Below are 18228 nucleotides of genomic sequence, written 5' to 3'. Positions count from 1 at the left end.
TTAATCCATAGGAGAAGGTGATTGAACTGAATATCAAAAAGTTAAAGAGAGAATTGCCGTTAAATCTCATGATTTTACCGGGCTTTATATTCATCATCTTATTTAGCTATGTTCCTATGGCTGGCATTATTATAGCGTTTCAGCGCTTTATTCCAGCTAAAAGGCTCTTTGGCGACCAACAATGGGTTGGTCTTAAGAACTTTAAATATGTGATGAGCCTGCCTAATTTCGACAATATTTTGTGGAATACGTTTTATATTGCTTCTTTAAAGGTCATATTGGGCTTGGTTGTTCCCATCGTAATTGCTTTGCTGTTAAACGAAATGAAGCATGTCCTATTGAAACGCAGCATTCAAACCGCGATCTACTTGCCGCACTTCCTCTCATGGGTCGTATTAGGCGGCATCTTTATCGATATCCTGTCACCTACAAACGGACTTGTTAATACCCTTTTAAATAAGCTTGGCTTGAATTCTATCTTCTTTTTGGGTGACAATAAGTGGTTCCCGTATACGATGATCCTAACCGATACGTGGAAGGATTTCGGTTACGGAACGATTATTTATCTTGCGGCGCTAACCGGGATTAACCCGAATCTGTACGAGGCGGCTCAAATGGATGGAGCGAACCGTTGGAAGCAGACGATACACATTAGTTTACCCGGCATTCAGATGGTCATCGTATTATTGATGGTCTTGAGCTTAGGGAATCTTCTGAACGCGGGCTTTGATCAAATCTTTAATATGTACAGCCCGATGGTCTATGAGAGTGGAGACATACTAGATACGTTTGTCTATCGGATAGGACTATTAGATGCGCAGTTTGGTGTAGCTACGGCAGTTGGTCTGTTTAAATCCGTCATTGCGTTGATCCTTGTCTCAACATCCTATTATTTTGCTTATAAATTTGCGGATTATCGAATCTTTTAGGAGGTATGGGAGTGCGAATCAAAAAAAGGCTGGATTGGTTTATAATGATGAACAATATTTTTCTCATTTTGGTTGCCGCGGTTTGCGTGCTTCCGATGATTCATATTTTAGCGATATCCTTATCATCAAGTGCGATTGCAGCTACCGGTACGGTAACCTTTTGGCCGAAAGAGTTTTCCTTAACCTCTTATGAATTTGTTGCCCAACGCAAAGCATTCTGGGACTCCATGCTTATCTCCTTGCAGCGCATCGCTCTTGGCGGCGCAATTAATGTATTGTTAGCCACGACGATTGCCTACCCGTTATCCAAGGAAAAGAAAGACTTTAGTCTGCGAGCCTTCTACGCATGGGCTTTTTTCATTACGATGATTTTTGGTGCCGGTTTAATCCCAACCTACATGCTGGTGAAGGAATTAGGGCTTATCGATTCGGTTTGGGCATTAATATTACCTGGCGCTGTGCCTGTATTTAGTGTCATCGTCCTTTTGAATTTCTTTAGACAAACGCCAAAGGAATTAAGTGAATCCGCATTTATGGATGGAGCTGGACATTGGAGAACATTATGGAGCATTTATATTCCGATATCTATGCCGGCTATTGCAACGATTTTATTGTTTTCATTGGTTGGTCATTGGAATAGCTGGTTTGATGGGCTGATTTATATGAATAATCCAAGTAATTATCCGCTGCAAAGCTATATGCAAACGGTTGTAGTGCAAAAATCATTTACGACATTAACGCCTGAAGAGGCGAAAGTAATGGCCAAAATTTCCGATAAAACATTAAAGTCTGCACAAATCTTTTTAGGTGCTCTGCCCATTATTTGCGCATATCCTTTTTTACAGAAATATTTTGTAAAGGGAATGGTTTTAGGCAGTGTTAAAGGCTGATGGCGATCAGCCGTCCAAGAGGCCGCTAGCGATGAAACAAATAGTCATGTTTTATGCTATGATTTTTTGTTAATATGTAGGAAAAGAAAAAAAGGAGGGGGTGGCAATTAAATCTAGCATTTTTGTTAGATTAATGGCTACATTTTTAGCCGCAATCTTGGTCATTGTCGCTTTAGGTATTTATATGTACAACTGGAGCCTAAAGACGGTTAAAGATGAGATTTACAAATCAACGACGGCTCAGGTCACCTTTTATTTAGAGGGGCTGGAGGCAGAAATTGATCGAATAAAAATATTGCAATATGATGTTTTAAATGACGAGGATTTAAATAAGCTTGCGATACGATATACGATTATGGACGATTACGAAAAGATGGAGAGTATGAGAAAGCTGCATCATCGCCTGGTATCCATACAAAATAGCAATGCTTATATTTCAAATGTTAGCGCTCATATCTACCCTATACAAAAGACCATTTCCTCCAAGAAATCAGTGGGCGCTTTGAATAGGGACAAATTTGAAGCATTGAGAATTCCGGAAGGGATGAAGGGCGCCCAATTATTAATGTATAATGGGAACCTTCATCTCAGTACATTTCTATCGGGCAACATGGGGTTAAGCCCTTTGTTTATGATCGAAATCGAATTAAATACGGAAGTATTCCGGGAAGCATTAAAGCAGTTCGATACTTATCCCGACAGTCGGTCGATTTTGCTGGATCTAACAAACGGGTTAACGATATATAGCGACGAGGATCACATGTTCGACGATGTCGTTCATTCGTTCGCAAGAAATGAAAGCGAATTCAAAATTGGCGAAGTGGTTAGTCATGGCGACACGTTCATCATCGCGGAGAAATCCGAATACTTAAATATGGTGCTGTTTCGATTCATACCTAAAGATGCTGTACTGGTTCCGACAAAAGGATTTTACGTGTGGCTATGGGTGTTTACAGGTGTGGTACTCATCCTTGTCACGTTTATCTATGCTTACACCTACCAGTTAATTCAACGTCCGATGAAGGAGCTTGTGAAATCGTTCCGCAGTGTTGAGAAGGGTAATTTCAATGTCAAAGTGGAAGTGAATCACAACAATGAATTTGATTACTTAAACAAGGGCTTTAATTCCATGGTTCAAAACGTCTCGAATCTCATTGATCAAGTGTATAAACACAAAATTCTTGAACAAAAAGCCGAGTTAAAGCATCTTCAATCTCAAATCAGCCCCCACTTCTTATACAATAGCTTTTTCTTAATGAACATGATGGCGAAAGTAAAGGATGAGAATTTGATTCCTTTCACCAAGCTATTAGGGGAGTATTTTCAGTTTATTACGAAAAATGATTCCGACTTTATTTCTTTGTATGAGGAAATTGAGCATGCGAGAACCTATGCTGATATTCAGTTAATGCGTTACCCAAGCAAGCTGACGATTGAATTTGAAGACTGTCCGCATTCCTTTAAGGAAATCAGCGTCCCTAGATTAATCGTGCAGCCAATTATCGAAAATGCTTTTAAATATGCGGTAGAGCATTCAAAGGGCCCTGTCACCATTCGGGTTTATTTTCAAACGATAGATGATAAGCTATCGATTTTTGTCGAGGATAATGGAAAGCAATTAACCGATGATAAATTGCTAGATCTAGAAAAACAATTCATGGAAGCAAACAGCAGTGAATCGTCTGGGCTGAACAATATTCATCGAAGATTGCAACTGATCTATGGCGAGGAGCATGGGCTGCAGGTAGCAAGAAGTGAGCTGGGCGGATTATTAGTCAGATTGCAAATTAATGCTAAGCTGAGGGAGTAGCCATGTTAAGACTTTTGATTGTAGATAACGAGGAAATTATAGTTAATCATTTATTTGAGGTATTTAGAGGGATGGACCACTTGTCGCTTGATGTGTATAAGGCATATAGCGGTGAAGAAGCGATAGAGTGGCTGCATCGCACCCGTATGGATATTGTGTTAACGGATATCGATATGCCTAATATTAACGGGCTTCAACTGATGGATGAAATATTTAAGCAGTGGCCGCAATGCAAAATCATCTTTTTAACGGGTCACAGCGAGTTTAGCTATATCTATAAAGCGATCCAGCATCCCGATGTAAGCTATATTCTGAAACTGGAGGATATTGACAAGGTCATACAAGCTGTTGAGGAGACGGTGTTCAAAATCCGTAAGGAAATTAAAACCGGTGATCTCATCAGAGAAGCCAAAGAGAAAATTCACATAGCATTGGAACTATTTCAGGAAGGTTATCTGCTTAACTTATTAAAGGGGAGCACCATGGTAAAGGCAACGAAGGAGCAATTTGACCAGCTTTCTCTGCCCATTACGGATGAAGCCCCGGTTATCCTTGTTGTAGGTAAATTAGATGATCTATCCCTCCAAGACAATAACTATTTAGAGAAAATACAGCAAATTTACTCTGTTCGTCAAATGATAAAGCGATATCTTACCTCAAATTTGAAATGCGTCATCATTTTAGACGATCATTTCAGATTTACGATACTGATACAACCAAAGGAAAATGTAAGTCCGGCAACGGAGGATTATGTTCATACTTTGCACTACATAAAGGGAATGCTTGAGTCCGTCCAGCAAAGCTGTCAGGATAAGCTCAATCATTCTATCAGCTTTGCCGTTGGCAGTAAGCCGGCAACATGGAACGATATCTCGCAACAATATCATGCCTTGCATTCCCTTTTGAATTACCGAATTGGAACAGAGAATACGGTATTATTAGTAGATAATGAAGTGCCCTCTACTGCTCCAGCGGAGAATAAAGCGGAATGCTCTAATGATGAGGAATTTGAAGCAGAGCAAAAATTACTGTCACTTACAACTACGAATTTGTTTACTTTCATAGAGCAATATTTAGAATCGGGGCTGAAGGATAAGTATTTTGAAGAGCTGGAGCAAATTTTGCTGCCTTTAAGCTTGATAAAAAATAAAAATAATCTGGTTGCCCAGCAAGTGTATTGCTCTATTTCGATGTGCTTGCTGTCCTATATGAATCGTTGGGGATTGCGTGACAAGGTTATCGGCAAAATAGGTGAAATCCGGTTTGTTAATCATTATTGTAGTTGGGGCGATGCTGTTACTTATATAAGAAAGCTTTCCGTATGTGTTTTTGAACTTCAAAAGCTAGAGCAAAAAAGAAGGGCTGATAATGTAATCTCGTTTATTCAAAATTTTATAGTTTCACATCTCGGCGAGGATTTGTCTCTTGTTAGATTATCTGAGCAAGTGTATTTAAACCCATCTTATTTATCAAGAATATTTAAGCAAGAAACGAAAAAAAACCTAACGGAATTCATTGATGCAGCCAGGATTCAAAGAGCCAAAGAATTGTTAGTGAATGAAAACATTAAAATACATGAGATTGCCAGACAAGTAGGTTATGAATCAGCTACCTCCTTTACAAGGTTCTTCAAAAGCTCAACAGGCTGCTCACCGCAAGAATATAGAGATTCATACGTGATGAGGGTTAAGTGAGCTCATGCAGATTGGCGGTAAAGCAGCTGAGGTAATTGAGATTCTTGAACTCCATTCAAACGCAGAGTCGCTAAGCGAAAAGGGCAGTTTAGCGTGGAGGCCAACCAACTAAGTGGACGCTTCTCTCAATTGTTGGAAGGAAAGTTCTATTCTTACGCGAATTCATTAGACATGCCGAAGTTACGAATTTCGCAAAAATCGCGGTAGAGAATTGGAAAGAGCATTTTAGTTTTCTATATCTTTATAGAAAGGTGATTACACATGAACCAAAGACCGTCTGAAGAAGAATACGCCGGGGACGTCGGCGAGTATATCCGGTTGGTGCCGGAAGGCAACATCATCGACATTCTGCTCGCCCAGGAAAAGCAAATGACCGAGCTGCTGGCATCGTTGACCGAAAGTCAGGGCGCCTATCGGTATGAGGAAGGAAAATGGACGCTGAAAGAAGTCGTGGGCCACATCGCAGACAGTGAACGCGTCATGACCTACCGCCTGCTCCGATTTGCAAGAGGGGATCAGACGCCTCTGCCCGGTTTCGACCAGGAATTGTTCACTCCTCCTTTCGGAAGCTGGACAACCGCGCAATTGGCCGAAGACTACCGGGCCGTACGGCAATCGACGATCACACTGCTACACGGGTTGCCGGCCGAGGCGTGGTCTAACAAGGGCACAGCCAACAACGTTAGCATTACGGCGCGCGCCCTCGCTTACGGCATCGCAGGACACGAGCTTCATCACATGGGGATCATCCGAAATCGTTACTTGAGTTAGTCGTCCTTAGTTTATGGCCCCCTTCCCGCCCCGCTGACAAAAAAAGATATATTAACACTTATTTGTATTTAATTTGTGGTGGAGAGAGTCGTCAAACAAAGCAATAGACAGCACCAAGAAAAAAAAGGTAAAATTGACATTATAGAATATGGTTCTATAATATCAAACTTGAAGGAAGGCAGAACTCATGCCGATCATCCAGTCGCTCGATCGGGCGCTGTCCATTCTGGACCTGTTCGACGAGCGAAACAGAGAGCTGAAAATCACCGAAATCAGCGCAAAAATGCAGCTTCACAAGAGCACTGTTCATTCGCTGCTCAAGACCCTTCAACTACACCGGTATATCGAGCAGGACGCAGAGTCGGGCAAATATAGGCTGGGCATGCGTCTACTGGAAAAGGGGCAGCTGCTGCTTCAGAGCTTCGACATCCGTGAGATTGCGCGCCCACATCTGATGCAGCTGTCGCAGGAGACGGGGCAAACCGCGCATCTTGTCGTCCTGGACGGCTCGGAAGGCGTATATATCGATAAGGTAGAAGGGGCGAAAGCCGCCATTCGTTATTCCCGAATCGGCGGACGCGTCCCTCTCCACAGCAGTGCGGTCGGCAAAATACTTGCTTCCTATTTGCCTGAGCCCGAACTAGCTCGTATACTTGCCTCTTATCACTATCAAGTCCAGACACCGCATACGATTACGAACGAAGCCGATTTGCGCGCCGAGCTTGAGCTCGTGCGATATAAGGGGGTTTCATACGACTGCGAGGAGAACGAACCGGGAGTGCGCTGCACGGCCGCCCCGGTGTATGATCACAGCGGTCAAGTATCCGCGGCCGTCAGCATCTCTACAATGGTATCCACTGTAAACGATGAGGAATTCGCCAAGTTCGCCGCGCTTGTCGTACGAACGGCTGACAGTATTTCCAAATCGCTTGGCCGATTGTAAGACCGCGTTCTCACGCACATGTGCATGGCATGTGCGGATTTTTGTCCTAATATGAGAACGTAGTTTTATAATATAAAACAATGATGGAGTTGAATGTATGCGTATCGTTCGTTACATGGAATCATCGTTATCCCGATTAGGCGCTTTGACAGATGAAGGGGCCGTCTACCGACTGGAAACGTCGGGCCTCTTGGAATTGGTTGCCGAAGCGAGAGCTAAGGGCTTGTCTCCCGCCGAGCATGTATCCAACCAGATCGCTGGGAAGACGGCAATCGCTTTCTCGCTCGAAGAACTCGAACTGCTGACGCCCGTAGACGCGCCGGAGATATGGGCGGCAGGCGTTACTTATTTGCGAAGCAAAGAAGCGCGGAATTATGAGGCAACGGGAGGAAAGCTGGATGCCACGACGTTCTACGACAAAGTGTATGACGCAGAGCGGCCGGAGTTATTCCTCAAATCGACCCTTGCGCGTACCGTAGGACCAGGACAGCAAGTCTGTCTCCGTAGCGATTCGAATTGGCAGGTTCCTGAGGCCGAGCTGGGTCTCGTGCTGGATCGCGAAGGAACGATCATCGGTTATACAGCCGGCAACGACATGAGCTGCAGAGACATTGAGGGCGAGAATCCGCTGTACTTGCCACAGGCCAAGGTATGGAGCCGTTCCTGCTCGATTGGGCCAACGGTCAGACTGGCCGAAACGGTGACGGATCCCTATGCGCTGCAGATCGTGTGCCGGATTTACCGCAACGGGGAGAAGCTCGTTGACGAGCAGGCAAGCACGGGCTTGCTGAAACGCAGGCTTGAGGAATTGGTATCGTTCCTGAAACGCGACAACGAGCTCTATGATGGAACCGTACTTCTTACCGGTACCTGCCTTGTTCCCCCTAATCAATTTACCCTCGATTCGGGCGACCACATTGAGATCGAGATCGAGGGTATCGGCATTCTGGCCAATACGGCTGTCTATAAGCATGAGCTGAAGCAGCAGTCCTATCAGACCAATTAGGAAAGGGAGAGTGTTCATGAGCGAACAATCCAGAACAATTGACAATTATATTAACGGAGAATGGACGGCTCCACTGTCCGGCAAACGGATTCCGAGCATCAACCCCGCAAAGAAACAAGAAGTAGTGGGCCATGTGTCCGATTCGATTGAGGCCGATCTGGACAATGCCGTAGCCGCTGCCGAAGCGGCTCGAGCTTCCTGGCGGAAGCTGACCGGCGCGCAGCGGGGAGCCTTGCTGTTCAAGGCGGCGGACCTGTTCGAGGCCAGGCAGGAAGAGATCGGAAGAATGATGACGCGCGAGATGGGAAAGACGTTGCCCGAAGCCAAAGGCGAAACGGTGCGCGGCGCAGCGATCTTGCGCTATTATGCTGGCGAAGGCATGCGCAAGATTGGAGACGTCATCCCTTCAACCGACCCCGAGGCGCTCATGTTCACGACACGGGTACCGCTTGGCGTCGTTGGTGTCATCTCGCCTTGGAACTTTCCGGTTGCCATTCCCGTATGGAAAATGGCTCCCGCGCTTATTTTCGGCAACACGGTGGTCTGGAAGCCGGCTACAGAAACCGCTGTCACGGCGTCACTTATTATGCAATGCTTCCATGATGCTGGATTCCCGGCCGGGGTGGTGAACATGATTGTTGGCAGCGGCAGCGTAATCGGCAGCGGTATCGCGTCGCACAATGGCGTTCACGGCGTCACATTCACCGGCTCCAATGCGGTTGGCAAGCGGGTCGGGCAGGCAGCGCTCGCGCGTGGGGCGAAATACCAGCTAGAGATGGGGGGGAAGAACCCTGTCATCGTGGCTGCGGATGCCGACCTTGAGCTTGCCGCGGAAGCCACGATCAGCGGCGGGCTTCGCTCCACCGGCCAGAAATGCACGGCGACCAGCCGCGTCATTGTCGTTAGCGACGTTTATGAAGCTTTCAGGGAAAAGCTGGTGGCCAAGGTAGCGGAGCTGCGGGTCGGCGACGGACTTGAGGAAGGCACCTGGCTCGGCCCATGCGCTAACGAGAACCAGCTCGATACGGTCATGTCCTATATCGGCAAAGGGAAAGAAGAAGGAGCTCGGCTTCTTATCGGCGGTGAACGGCCAAGCCAGCCTGAGCTCGTTGACGGCTTCTATGTAACACCTGCCGTGTTTGACGAAGTGAAGCCGGATATGGCCATTGCAAAAGACGAAATCTTTGGCCCCGTACTATCGCTCATCCGGGTGGGTAGTCTGGAAGAAGCCATCCGAGTCGCCAACGATACCGAATTCGGTCTCAGCGCCTCTATCTATACACGTAATATCGGCAATTTACTGACTTTCGTTCAGGATATGGAAGCTGGGCTGGTCAGGGTCAATGCCGAAACGGCTGGCGTGGAGCTTCAGGCACCGTTCGGCGGGATGAAGCAGTCCAGCTCGCATTCACGCGAGCAGGGGCAGGCTGCGATTGAATTCTTCACCTCCATCAAGACCGTATTCATTAAGCCATAGCCTTCGAGAGGGGCAATTCGGGATGAACGAGCAGATAAGAACCATAATGGGCGGAGACGAAGGGACCTTCTTCTCCGTGAAGACACATGCGCCTGGACCGGAAGGCAAGCTCCCGCTGACGTCGGACCTATTGCTTCATGCGCCGAGTGGCGATCTCTTCGGATTGACACAAAATGTCGGCATGGGCTGGAGCCCAAGCCGTCTCGGCGGGAAACAGGTACTGATCATGGGAACGATGGGAGGCATTCGGAACGAGGATGGGAGTCCCGCGGCGCTGGGCTATCATACCGGACATTGGGAAATAGGGATGCTCATGAAGGCAGCCGCGGACGAACTGACCCGTGCAGGCCATATTCCTTTCGCCGGCTATGTCAGTGATCCTTGTGACGGGCGCAGCCAGGGAACAACGGGGATGTTTGACTCGCTGCCATATCGTAACGATGCGGCGATCGTGGTTCGGAGGCTGGTGCGCTCGTTGCCTACCCGTTCCGCCGTTATCGGAGTGGCGACCTGCGACAAGGGACTGCCTGCCATGATGCAGGCTCTGGCCAGCATGCGCGATCTCCCCGTTATCATCGTACCCGGCGGCGTAACGCTGCCGCCGACATCCGGGGAGGATGCGGGCAAGATCCAGACGATCGGCGCCCGGTATGCCCATGGGGAAATCAGCCTGGAGGAAGCGGCGGACCTCGGCTGCCGCGCCTGTGCTACACCGGGCGGCGGCTGCCAATTCCTCGGAACCGCGGGAACGGCGCAGGTGGTGGCCGAGGCGTTGGGCTTGACGGTGCCCCACGCGGCACTCGCTCCTTCCGGTCAACCTGTCTGGGAAGAGATGGCGCGCCAATCCGCGCGCGCCGCGGCGGCTATGGCGGAGCAGGGCATCACGTCGGCCCATGTGCTGACCGATGCCGCTATCCGGAATGCGATGGCGGTCCACGCCGCATTCGGCGGTTCCACGAATCTGCTGCTCCATATCCCGGCGATCGCGCACGCCGCAGGCCTGTCGATTCCAGATGCAGGTGACTGGACCGAGATCAACCGCAGCGTTCCGCGACTTGTCAGCGTGTTGCCGAACGGGCCGATACCCCATCCAACCGTCCGCGTGTTTCTAGCAGGCGGTGTTCCGGAAGTCATGCTTCATCTGAGGCGTCTCGGTGTCATTGACGATCGGGTACTCACTGTGACGGGATCAACACTGGGCGAAGTGCTCGATTGGTGGGAAGGCTCGGAGCGCCGCCGTCAGATGCGGAGCTATCTGCTGGAGCAGGACGGGATCGATCCGGACAGTGTCATCTACAGCCCGGAACTAGCCAAAGAGGCAGGACTGACCTCAACGGTGACGTTCCCGACCGGTAATCTGGCGCCGGAAGGGGCGGTCATCAAATCGACGGCCATTGACCCGGCCGTCATCGACGGGAACGGCATTTTCCGACATGTTGGGCGAGCCAAAGTATTCACAACCGAGCGTTCGGCCATCCGCGCCATCAAGATGGGCGGGATCGCAGCGGGCGACGTGCTGGTGCTGATCGGCCGCGGACCGTCCGGAACGGGCATGGAAGAAACTTACCAGCTGACATCGGCGCTGAAGCATCTGCCTTACGGCAAGCAGGTATCCCTTCTAACCGATGCCAGGTTCTCGGGCGTATCCACCGGCGCCTGTATCGGTCATATCGGACCGGAGGCGCTGGCTGGAGGACCAGTAGGTCGGCTGCGCACCGGAGACTGGATCGACATCCGGATCGATACGCGCCGGCTGGACGGCACCATCCATATGGTCGGCTGCGGCGACAAACCGGAGACCGAGCTGGTGGGAACCGGGATACTGGCCTCTAGGCCGCAGCATCCCGAATTGGCTGAGGATCCCGCCCTGCCGGACGATACCCGGCTGTGGGCTGCGCTTCAGGCTGTAAGCGGAGGTACCTGGAAGGGCTGCGTATATGATGTGGACAGGATCCTCGAGGTCCTCTCGGCCGGCATGAATGCGCTTTCCCGGGAATAACTCGGCGCCGCATGCGGATTCACGCCATAGACGACATTGGTTTCATTGAAGGCTGCCGTAGTCGGACATGCAGAGGTAACGCAGATTTTTATTGAGATAGTGAAAAGTCAGATTGATACGAACGGGAAACGATAGTTCCATTAATAAAGCTGCAGCCGATCAGAGATCAGTTGCAGCTTTATTGAAGTAAAGGGCAGGTTACGCTAATGATAAATGATATAATTGAAGTAAATGCATGCAAGCGATAATGAGGGAATTATGGATTACAAGGAAGGTGTAAATATGAAACTAGATGAAAATCTAGCCACCCTAAAATTAAATAGATTTATGAGAACAGAATCGGAAATTTTATTATTTGAGAAAGCGTTAAAAGAAATATATAAAGCTAATGATTACCGTATTATTGGTCAATTAATCGATGTTCTAGAAGATGAAACGGAACACTTTGAAGTCATGTGGGGGATAATTCATACAATAGAGTATTTAAGTACAAATTCACCTTACGACGCCTTAAAGATCCAGGTTAATTCGATCCCAGATAACAATGAAAATTGTAGAGAATGGATTGATATAATTCATTACAGGATACTGAATCACGATGAATACAGAGTAACATTTGCAACAGTATTAAAAGATGTGAACAAAGAAGTTCAAAAAAGAGAAATTGCAATATTAAATGATATTAAGAATGAGGACCCTGAAAAATTCGAGAAAAAAGTTAAAGAGGTATTAACAATCTGTATAGCCGAGTAAAAGGCAGACTGATATACGGATTTATTAAGTTAACGGTTAACATTAGGTTAATCCCAAAAGGCTGGCAGCAGGATCCAAGATCTGCTGCCAGTCTTTTGTTGAAGTAACGGGCAGATTACATTAATGAACAGATGCTTAAAAGGATATATTTGGCATGTCACGAATAAGAGATACATAAGACATGCGAGGTGAAATTAATGTATTACTACATTAGTATCCATTCTGATGACTACACGAAAAAAGTAAAGTCAAAGATTCTAGAGCAATACCTAGTCCACATTTTGGAGTTCGAAAAGGAAAGTCACCTAACATTTTCTAAAGAAATCAATGGAGAGCGTATCAAGATAAGAGGGATACCTGCTGATAACGATGGTAACTATGGGTTCGATACACTGGAGGGAATAGAAGAAGTTAATTTAATTGAGATTGATTTGCCCAAATACATTGATGATATTCTGGAGCAGACCATAGCTGAGATTGCTACCGCCATTGCAAAAGAGTTCTCATGGATAATTGACGAAGACCATGGACTAAGCTGACGGAGAACGTTAGTTCAGCCTTCATGTAGCAGTTTGTCACAACGGCAGCTGCTCTTTTTTATTGAAGTAACGGGCAGGATACTTCCAATATCTGTAGAATATGATTTTAGTCTAAATTAAACTGAAATGAGATCTGAATTGAGTTAAAACATTGTTCATATTCTCTTGTATAGGAGTGAGTTTAATATGCCTAAAATTATTAATCTTTTTATTGGGTTTATTGTTGGAGTAATTCTGATGCTTCTACCTCAACCGCATATCTTTATTGTAAGTGAAGTGTTAAATGCATTGAGCGGAGGAGACTTGATAGATGGTCTTATCCATAAAATACTGGGAACAATAGGACTCGTACTTGTATGCCTTTTTGGATATAGAATAGTCAAATTAGTCATGCGAGAAAAATAACTGTAAGTTTTATTACGTTAACTGGGAACTTTAGTGCAATCAAAAAGAGCTGCAGCGGATCGAAGGATCTACTGCAGCTTTTGTTCAAGTAAAGGGCAGGATACTTCCAATATCTGTAGAATATGATTTTAGTCTAAATTAAACTGAAACGAGGTCTGAATAGAGTTTAAACATTGTTAAATTCTCTTGTATAGGAGTGAGTTTAGTTATGCCTAAAATTATAAATCTTTTTATTGGGTTTATTGTTGGAGTAATTCTAATGCTTCTTCCCCAACCGCATATTTTTATTGTAAGTGAAGTATTAGATGCATTGAGCGGAGGAGACTTGATAGATGGTCTTATCCATAACATACTGGGAACAATAGGACTCGTACTTGTATGCCTTTTTGGATATAGAATAGTCAAGTTAGCTATGCGAGAAAAATAACTTAAGTTAAGTAAGTTTTATTAAGTTCAGTTAATGGGTCAGATGTCAGGGGTTATTTTTCTAATTGATGCGGAGGGTCTAATGAAACGTAAAACTAAGCTAAGCGTTGCTTTTATCGGAGTAGCTGCTGTAGTATTTTTATATTACTGGCTGGTCGGTTTTCCAGCTGCATGGACGATGCAAATGGCGGATATCGCAAATAACACGGAGAAGTTTACGGATAAAAACGGTTATGCCGTTCCCGGGGAGTATTCCGTTTCCGTCGATTTGGCAGATTTGGAGAGCAACGTGGGGAAAGAACTGTACAATGACGGGGCGCACCGCATTTTTGTGAGTTGGCTTGATAACGTCGGTTTGCAAGGTGGAGGCTATCGGATTGGCTTTCGAGCAGTCGGAACTTATTCGCGAAACGGAGCTTCATTAATTTCGGGCACACAATACAAGACACAAGGCGAAAATAATTTTTCGATAGAAATGGTAGCGAAAATGAAGTCCGAATATAAGGGAAGCATTTATGAAAGCGCCACATACGGCGGCGGTGGACTTAATTTCAAGGATGGGGATGAATTTTCTTTTTATCTTTTTCCGAATAATGTCTATGAGAAGGATGGAATCACGCTAAATGAAAATGGGATTGTCCGCCTGACAGTTACGGGATTGTATCAAAATCTATGGTCCAGGAAATAGAAATAAGAGTTCGATTTATTCGGCAACCGATTAAGCTAACGTAAGAACGTTAGTTGAATTTTGATAACGAATAAATTAGACATCACAAAAAGGGGAGAAAGTAGAAATGTCCTCTTATTTACCAGTTTATAATAAGTTATTCAAATGCTCTGACGTTTACTCAACAAGACCATTTAAGGCAGGAATTGAAGCTGCTTTTGATTATTCATGTGCTTTGTTACGAGGGGAGATTAAGCCTTCTGAAACACTAGAGGCTAGACATTTGAGGGGGACTCATACACCCTCACTTGTCATCTATACTGGCTTTTCTTTATTGCTACACGATTCAATTATTGAAACGTTCATTCAACAACAAATAACTGGATGGGAATCTTTTTCAGTAACCCTTTATGGAAAAAAAGATGAACTTATTCCCAATTATTCTGGGATTTCCAATACAGGCAGATGCAATCCAGTAGATTATTACCGTAGCGAAATTGTAATAAAGGAACACCCTGGAGTTATCCGTTTTCACCAATGTTTTAAGGGCACATATTTTAAGGATGACGTTTGGGATGGGACGGATTTGTTCATGGATAACGCTGACAAAAGAGGATATACCTTGGATCAGTATGTTTCAGAGAGAGTAAAGAACATTTTTGACAACAATAAAATTAAAAATTTGGAATTTACGAATCTGACAGAGACCGAGACTGATGTAATGCTCATTCCAAAAGAAAGAAGACCAGAACACTTGAAATAATATCTATGTAAGGGCAAACTTACGCTAACGGAGAACATTAGCTCAATAAAGACAGGACGGCAGCTCACAAATTATGAGTTGCCGTTTTCTCAACTAATGGGCGGTGTAACACAACTTAAAGAGCTAGGAGAGATATTGAAGTGCGTCCGACGGAACAGCATAAATCCATCGCTAAAACGATTGCAAAGGTATTCGGTGGAACACCAAAAGTAATTCGATACTACGACGATAACAAAGAAAATTCTGTTGAGGTTTTATCTTGTACGGATAGACCTTGGAATGATGTGGATTCATATTCAACCATACGGTTGTCGGACCATTCTATGGATTTGACAGTAGGCGATGTGTCTTTACGTGTAGAACTTATCGGAGCGTGTAGCAAGGAATTCGATATATTTCCCAACATCCTTGCAAGCTGTGCCTTTAATGTGATCAACACTAGTTTCCCTTGTCATCCTGGAACAATTTATCCCAATGTCGTTCGTTTTTACTTACCTGAAAGTCCATTACGGGACATCATGCTGGTTTCACCGTTTCTATGGGAAGAGAAGCTAACAAGCATCCAGTTCACAGACAAAACGGTTTCATGGCTAATGATTATTCCGATTTCAGAAGAAGAAAGTGCTTATGCAAACAAACACGGTTCTGATGCTTTAGAGGAGTTATTCGAAAAACACCAAATCGACGTATTTGATTTAATGCGGGCATCAACTGTCTGCTAAAACAATTACTCAATCGAGCCCATTGTTCAACTACCATGAAAATTCATTGAAGTAACATCAAAAAAAGACAAAACTAAATAAGGGTGCAGTTCTTTAAATTTTTAAAGTCTAGCACCTGGTACATACTTTTCAAAATAAGGATCAGGAGACATCCGAAATAGAAACGGAATATCCCAAGCTTTCAAGTCTACGCACCGAATTTCTAACCACTGCAGCATGTTTATGTCGTTCAAAATAGTCTTCGCCCAAATCCACGTACATTTCTTTTCGGGTTAGTAAGTAATAAGCGATTCTAAGCATGGCATGAGCGACTACAATAGCCGCACGTTTTCTACCTTTCTTAGCGAGTGCTCGTCGATACATGGCACCAAGATAGTTCTTGGATGCGCCTACTGAATGTGCTGCTTCTGTTAAAGCAGCTTTCAAGTATTTGTTTCCTTTCTTACCTTTAGCCGATTTGCGTTTGCCAGCACTCTCGTTATGCCCAGGAACTAATGCTGCCCAAGAACACAAATGAGCTGCGCTAGGAAACTGGTTCTCAATGTTTGTTCCAAGCTCAGCTAATATCTGTTCCGCCATGCGTGGGGCAATACCAGGAATGGAATCTAATCGCTCTATGTCTTCCTGAAAAGAGCTCACTCTCTGGGCTATCTCTTGATCTAACAGCTCAATTTGTTCTGTCAGAAAATCGATGTGGTTTAGAATTGTCTTGATCATTAAACGCTGATGAGGGTTCACATAACCACGCAGAGCAAGTTCTAGTTCCGCTTTTTTCTTTTTCAGTGTACGCTGGGCTAAGTTTGCTAGTGTTTCAGGATCCTCTTCACCTTCTGCAATGGCACGAAGCATATTCTTAGAAGAAACGCCCATAATGTCTGAAACAACGGAACCGAGCTTAATATTTGCTCCTTCTAGAACTTTTTGAATTCGGTTGTGTTGTCTAGCACGCTCTTCAATTATGCTGCGACGGTAACGAACCAACTCTCTAAGTTCTCGTTGGGCGCGGTTTGGAATAAAACTAGCTGTGAGAAGCCCATGACGTAGAAGCTGGGCAATCCATTCTGCATCTTTGACATCGGTTTTACGTCCCGGAAGTGCTTTCATATGTTGAGCATTCACGACTAAAAACGTAATGTCTTCCGATTCTAAGAGGTTTACAATTGGTTTCCAAAATACACCTGTACTTTCCATCGTTACATGCGTACAGCCATGGTCTTTAATCCAGTCTATTAATTGCAATAAAAAGACTGTCTTAGTAGGGAAAGTACAAATCTCCTTTCCTTCGGGAGTCATTACACAAGCAGTGATAGAGTCTTTATGAACATCCATTCCGCATGCACGTTCAATGAGAACATCCATTAAAAATTTCCTCTCTACGGCTCATTTATGGAGCTGGTGCAACAACCAAATTAGGATTAATCTACCATGAGTGCTTCCCGAGGGAGCGACATTCTGTGATGCACCGTGATCGTTGGAGTCAGACTAACGGATGGGCTCTAACGCACCATAGTTTATCGACCTTCTTCTCCCAGCCGTAGTAGCATTATTAACGGCATTTCTATTTTCATTCTCTGTGGTGCAGCGCTGTTTGTGCGCTGCATGGATGGCTAACGGGCAGTATTGCGTAGGTGTTGACAGCGAGCATGAATGAGAGAGTGAAGTAAAATTTGATCATACGGTGTAATGCAAAGAGCAGGAACGCGTTCATTCCTGCTCACTTATTTCGAATCGTACGGCACATTCACTTTATCGCTGGGCGAAGCTTCTGCAATGTAATTCGCCAACACACGTCAGCCATTATCCATACTGCGAATCCGATTAATCCTCCTAGGACGTTCAAGATGAGATCGTCTACGTCAAAGGAGCCGAGCCGCGTACCTAGCTGGGTCAGTTCGATGGTGAGGCTGACCAGTATCGTCCAGACGATGGTCGTTGAGAAACGCCGCGCCTTAGCGAACAGGATTGGCAGCAGAAACCCAAGTGGAACGAAGAGTAGCACGTTGCCGAAGAGATTAAAGAACCAAGTATCAAAATTGTAATTCGGATAACCGTTGGCGTATTGCAGAATGCTTTGGAACGGAATCAAGTTGGGATGAGGCTGTTCCATGCTGTGTTGTATAAGTCGCGTTTGAGTCAAGAATAGTTGGTAAACAGCTATCAGCGCATAAGACGTGAAGACGAACCACACCAAGGCTTGTATCCATTTTCGATTCTGTGATATTGCCTTGTTAATTAAGCCTCCCACAAGCTCCGAATGTCCGAAATCGGAGATAGCCAACTTAATCGCATGCGCATCTTGCACACCATCAGTGACATAGCTCTTCCGCAATTGTTCCAGATGATCAAGAAACTCTTCGTACAATTCCCTCTTGGTTTCATCTGAGGCATCGATGTTTTGCAGGATTTGGTTTAAATACTCTTCAAAGGAATTCAT

At 45.4% G+C, this 18228-nt stretch carries 18 protein-coding genes; 16 read left to right on the top strand and 2 right to left on the bottom strand.

Annotation, left to right across the window (positions count from 1 at the left end; translation table 11 throughout):
* The first annotated feature begins 68 nt into the window (after positions 1-68).
* From M3194_RS02645 to M3194_RS02570, 16 genes are all read left to right on the top strand, one after another.
* On the top strand, positions 69-929 hold the full coding sequence (locus M3194_RS02645) for an ABC transporter permease (protein WP_251652104.1): 861 nt from the start codon (positions 69-71) through the stop codon (positions 927-929).
* 5 nt (positions 930-934) lie between these two features.
* Positions 935-1819: a carbohydrate ABC transporter permease gene (locus M3194_RS02640; protein WP_091181105.1), complete on the top strand. Its 885-nt coding sequence runs from the start codon at positions 935-937 to the stop codon at positions 1817-1819.
* A gap of 100 nt (positions 1820-1919) precedes the next feature.
* Positions 1920-3629: a sensor histidine kinase gene (locus tag M3194_RS02635; RefSeq protein WP_251651470.1), complete on the top strand. Its 1710-nt coding sequence runs from the start codon at positions 1920-1922 to the stop codon at positions 3627-3629.
* A 2-nt stretch (positions 3630-3631) separates the two neighbouring features.
* Positions 3632-5323 carry a response regulator transcription factor gene (locus tag M3194_RS02630; RefSeq protein WP_251651469.1) on the top strand — a complete coding sequence of 564 codons (1692 nt, stop codon included), beginning with the start codon at positions 3632-3634 and terminating at the stop codon, positions 5321-5323.
* 261 nt (positions 5324-5584) lie between these two features.
* A complete protein-coding gene (locus tag M3194_RS02625; RefSeq protein WP_251651468.1) occupies positions 5585-6094 on the top strand; it encodes a DinB family protein in 510 nt (169 codons plus the stop codon).
* Between the two features lie 187 nt (positions 6095-6281).
* Positions 6282-7037 (top strand): IclR family transcriptional regulator, encoded by a 756-nt coding sequence (locus M3194_RS02620; protein WP_251651467.1) that lies wholly within the window; start codon positions 6282-6284, stop codon positions 7035-7037.
* Between the two features lie 97 nt (positions 7038-7134).
* On the top strand, positions 7135-8043 hold the full coding sequence (locus M3194_RS02615; RefSeq protein ID WP_251651466.1) for a fumarylacetoacetate hydrolase family protein: 909 nt from the start codon (positions 7135-7137) through the stop codon (positions 8041-8043).
* Positions 8044-8059: 16 nt separating this feature from the next.
* Positions 8060-9520, top strand: coding sequence for an alpha-ketoglutaric semialdehyde dehydrogenase GucD (gene gucD, locus M3194_RS02610; RefSeq protein WP_251651465.1), 1461 nt, complete (start codon positions 8060-8062; stop codon positions 9518-9520).
* Between the two features lie 22 nt (positions 9521-9542).
* Positions 9543-11519, top strand: a complete 1977-nt coding sequence (locus M3194_RS02605; protein WP_251651464.1) for a YjhG/YagF family D-xylonate dehydratase — start codon at positions 9543-9545, stop codon at positions 11517-11519.
* Positions 11520-11777: 258 nt separating this feature from the next.
* Positions 11778-12272: an Imm30 family immunity protein gene (locus tag M3194_RS02600; RefSeq protein ID WP_251651463.1), complete on the top strand. Its 495-nt coding sequence runs from the start codon at positions 11778-11780 to the stop codon at positions 12270-12272.
* A 197-nt stretch (positions 12273-12469) separates the two neighbouring features.
* Positions 12470-12811 (top strand): hypothetical protein, encoded by a 342-nt coding sequence (locus tag M3194_RS02595; RefSeq protein WP_251651462.1) that lies wholly within the window; start codon positions 12470-12472, stop codon positions 12809-12811.
* A gap of 186 nt (positions 12812-12997) precedes the next feature.
* The gene (locus M3194_RS02590) at positions 12998-13216 is read left to right on the top strand and encodes a hypothetical protein (RefSeq protein WP_251651461.1); all 219 of its coding nucleotides are present in this window, start codon (positions 12998-13000) and stop codon (positions 13214-13216) included.
* Positions 13217-13424: 208 nt separating this feature from the next.
* A complete protein-coding gene (locus tag M3194_RS02585) occupies positions 13425-13643 on the top strand; it encodes a hypothetical protein (RefSeq protein WP_251651460.1) in 219 nt (72 codons plus the stop codon).
* Positions 13644-13724: 81 nt separating this feature from the next.
* A complete protein-coding gene (locus tag M3194_RS02580) occupies positions 13725-14330 on the top strand; it encodes a hypothetical protein (RefSeq protein WP_251651459.1) in 606 nt (201 codons plus the stop codon).
* A gap of 106 nt (positions 14331-14436) precedes the next feature.
* Positions 14437-15072, top strand: coding sequence for a hypothetical protein (locus tag M3194_RS02575; RefSeq protein ID WP_251651458.1), 636 nt, complete (start codon positions 14437-14439; stop codon positions 15070-15072).
* A 140-nt stretch (positions 15073-15212) separates the two neighbouring features.
* Entirely contained in the window at positions 15213-15794 is a 582-nt protein-coding gene (locus M3194_RS02570) for a suppressor of fused domain protein (RefSeq protein ID WP_251651457.1), read from the top strand.
* Between the two features lie 141 nt (positions 15795-15935).
* On the opposite strand, the gene M3194_RS02565 is transcribed toward M3194_RS02570, so the two are convergent.
* Complete coding sequence (locus M3194_RS02565; RefSeq protein ID WP_251651456.1) at positions 15936-17153, bottom strand: IS110 family RNA-guided transposase; 1218 nt, start codon at positions 17151-17153, stop codon at positions 15936-15938.
* Between the two features lie 382 nt (positions 17154-17535).
* Positions 17536-18228, bottom strand: a complete 693-nt coding sequence (locus M3194_RS02560) for a VanZ family protein (protein WP_251651455.1) — start codon at positions 18226-18228, stop codon at positions 17536-17538.

Origin of the sequence: Paenibacillus glycanilyticus (assembly GCF_023715145.1) — a bacterium.
Classification (GTDB): domain Bacteria; phylum Bacillota; class Bacilli; order Paenibacillales; family Paenibacillaceae; genus Pristimantibacillus; species Pristimantibacillus glycanilyticus_A.
The sequence above is the reverse complement of the archived record's forward strand: the minus strand, read 5'-3'. Positions and strand labels throughout refer to the sequence as shown.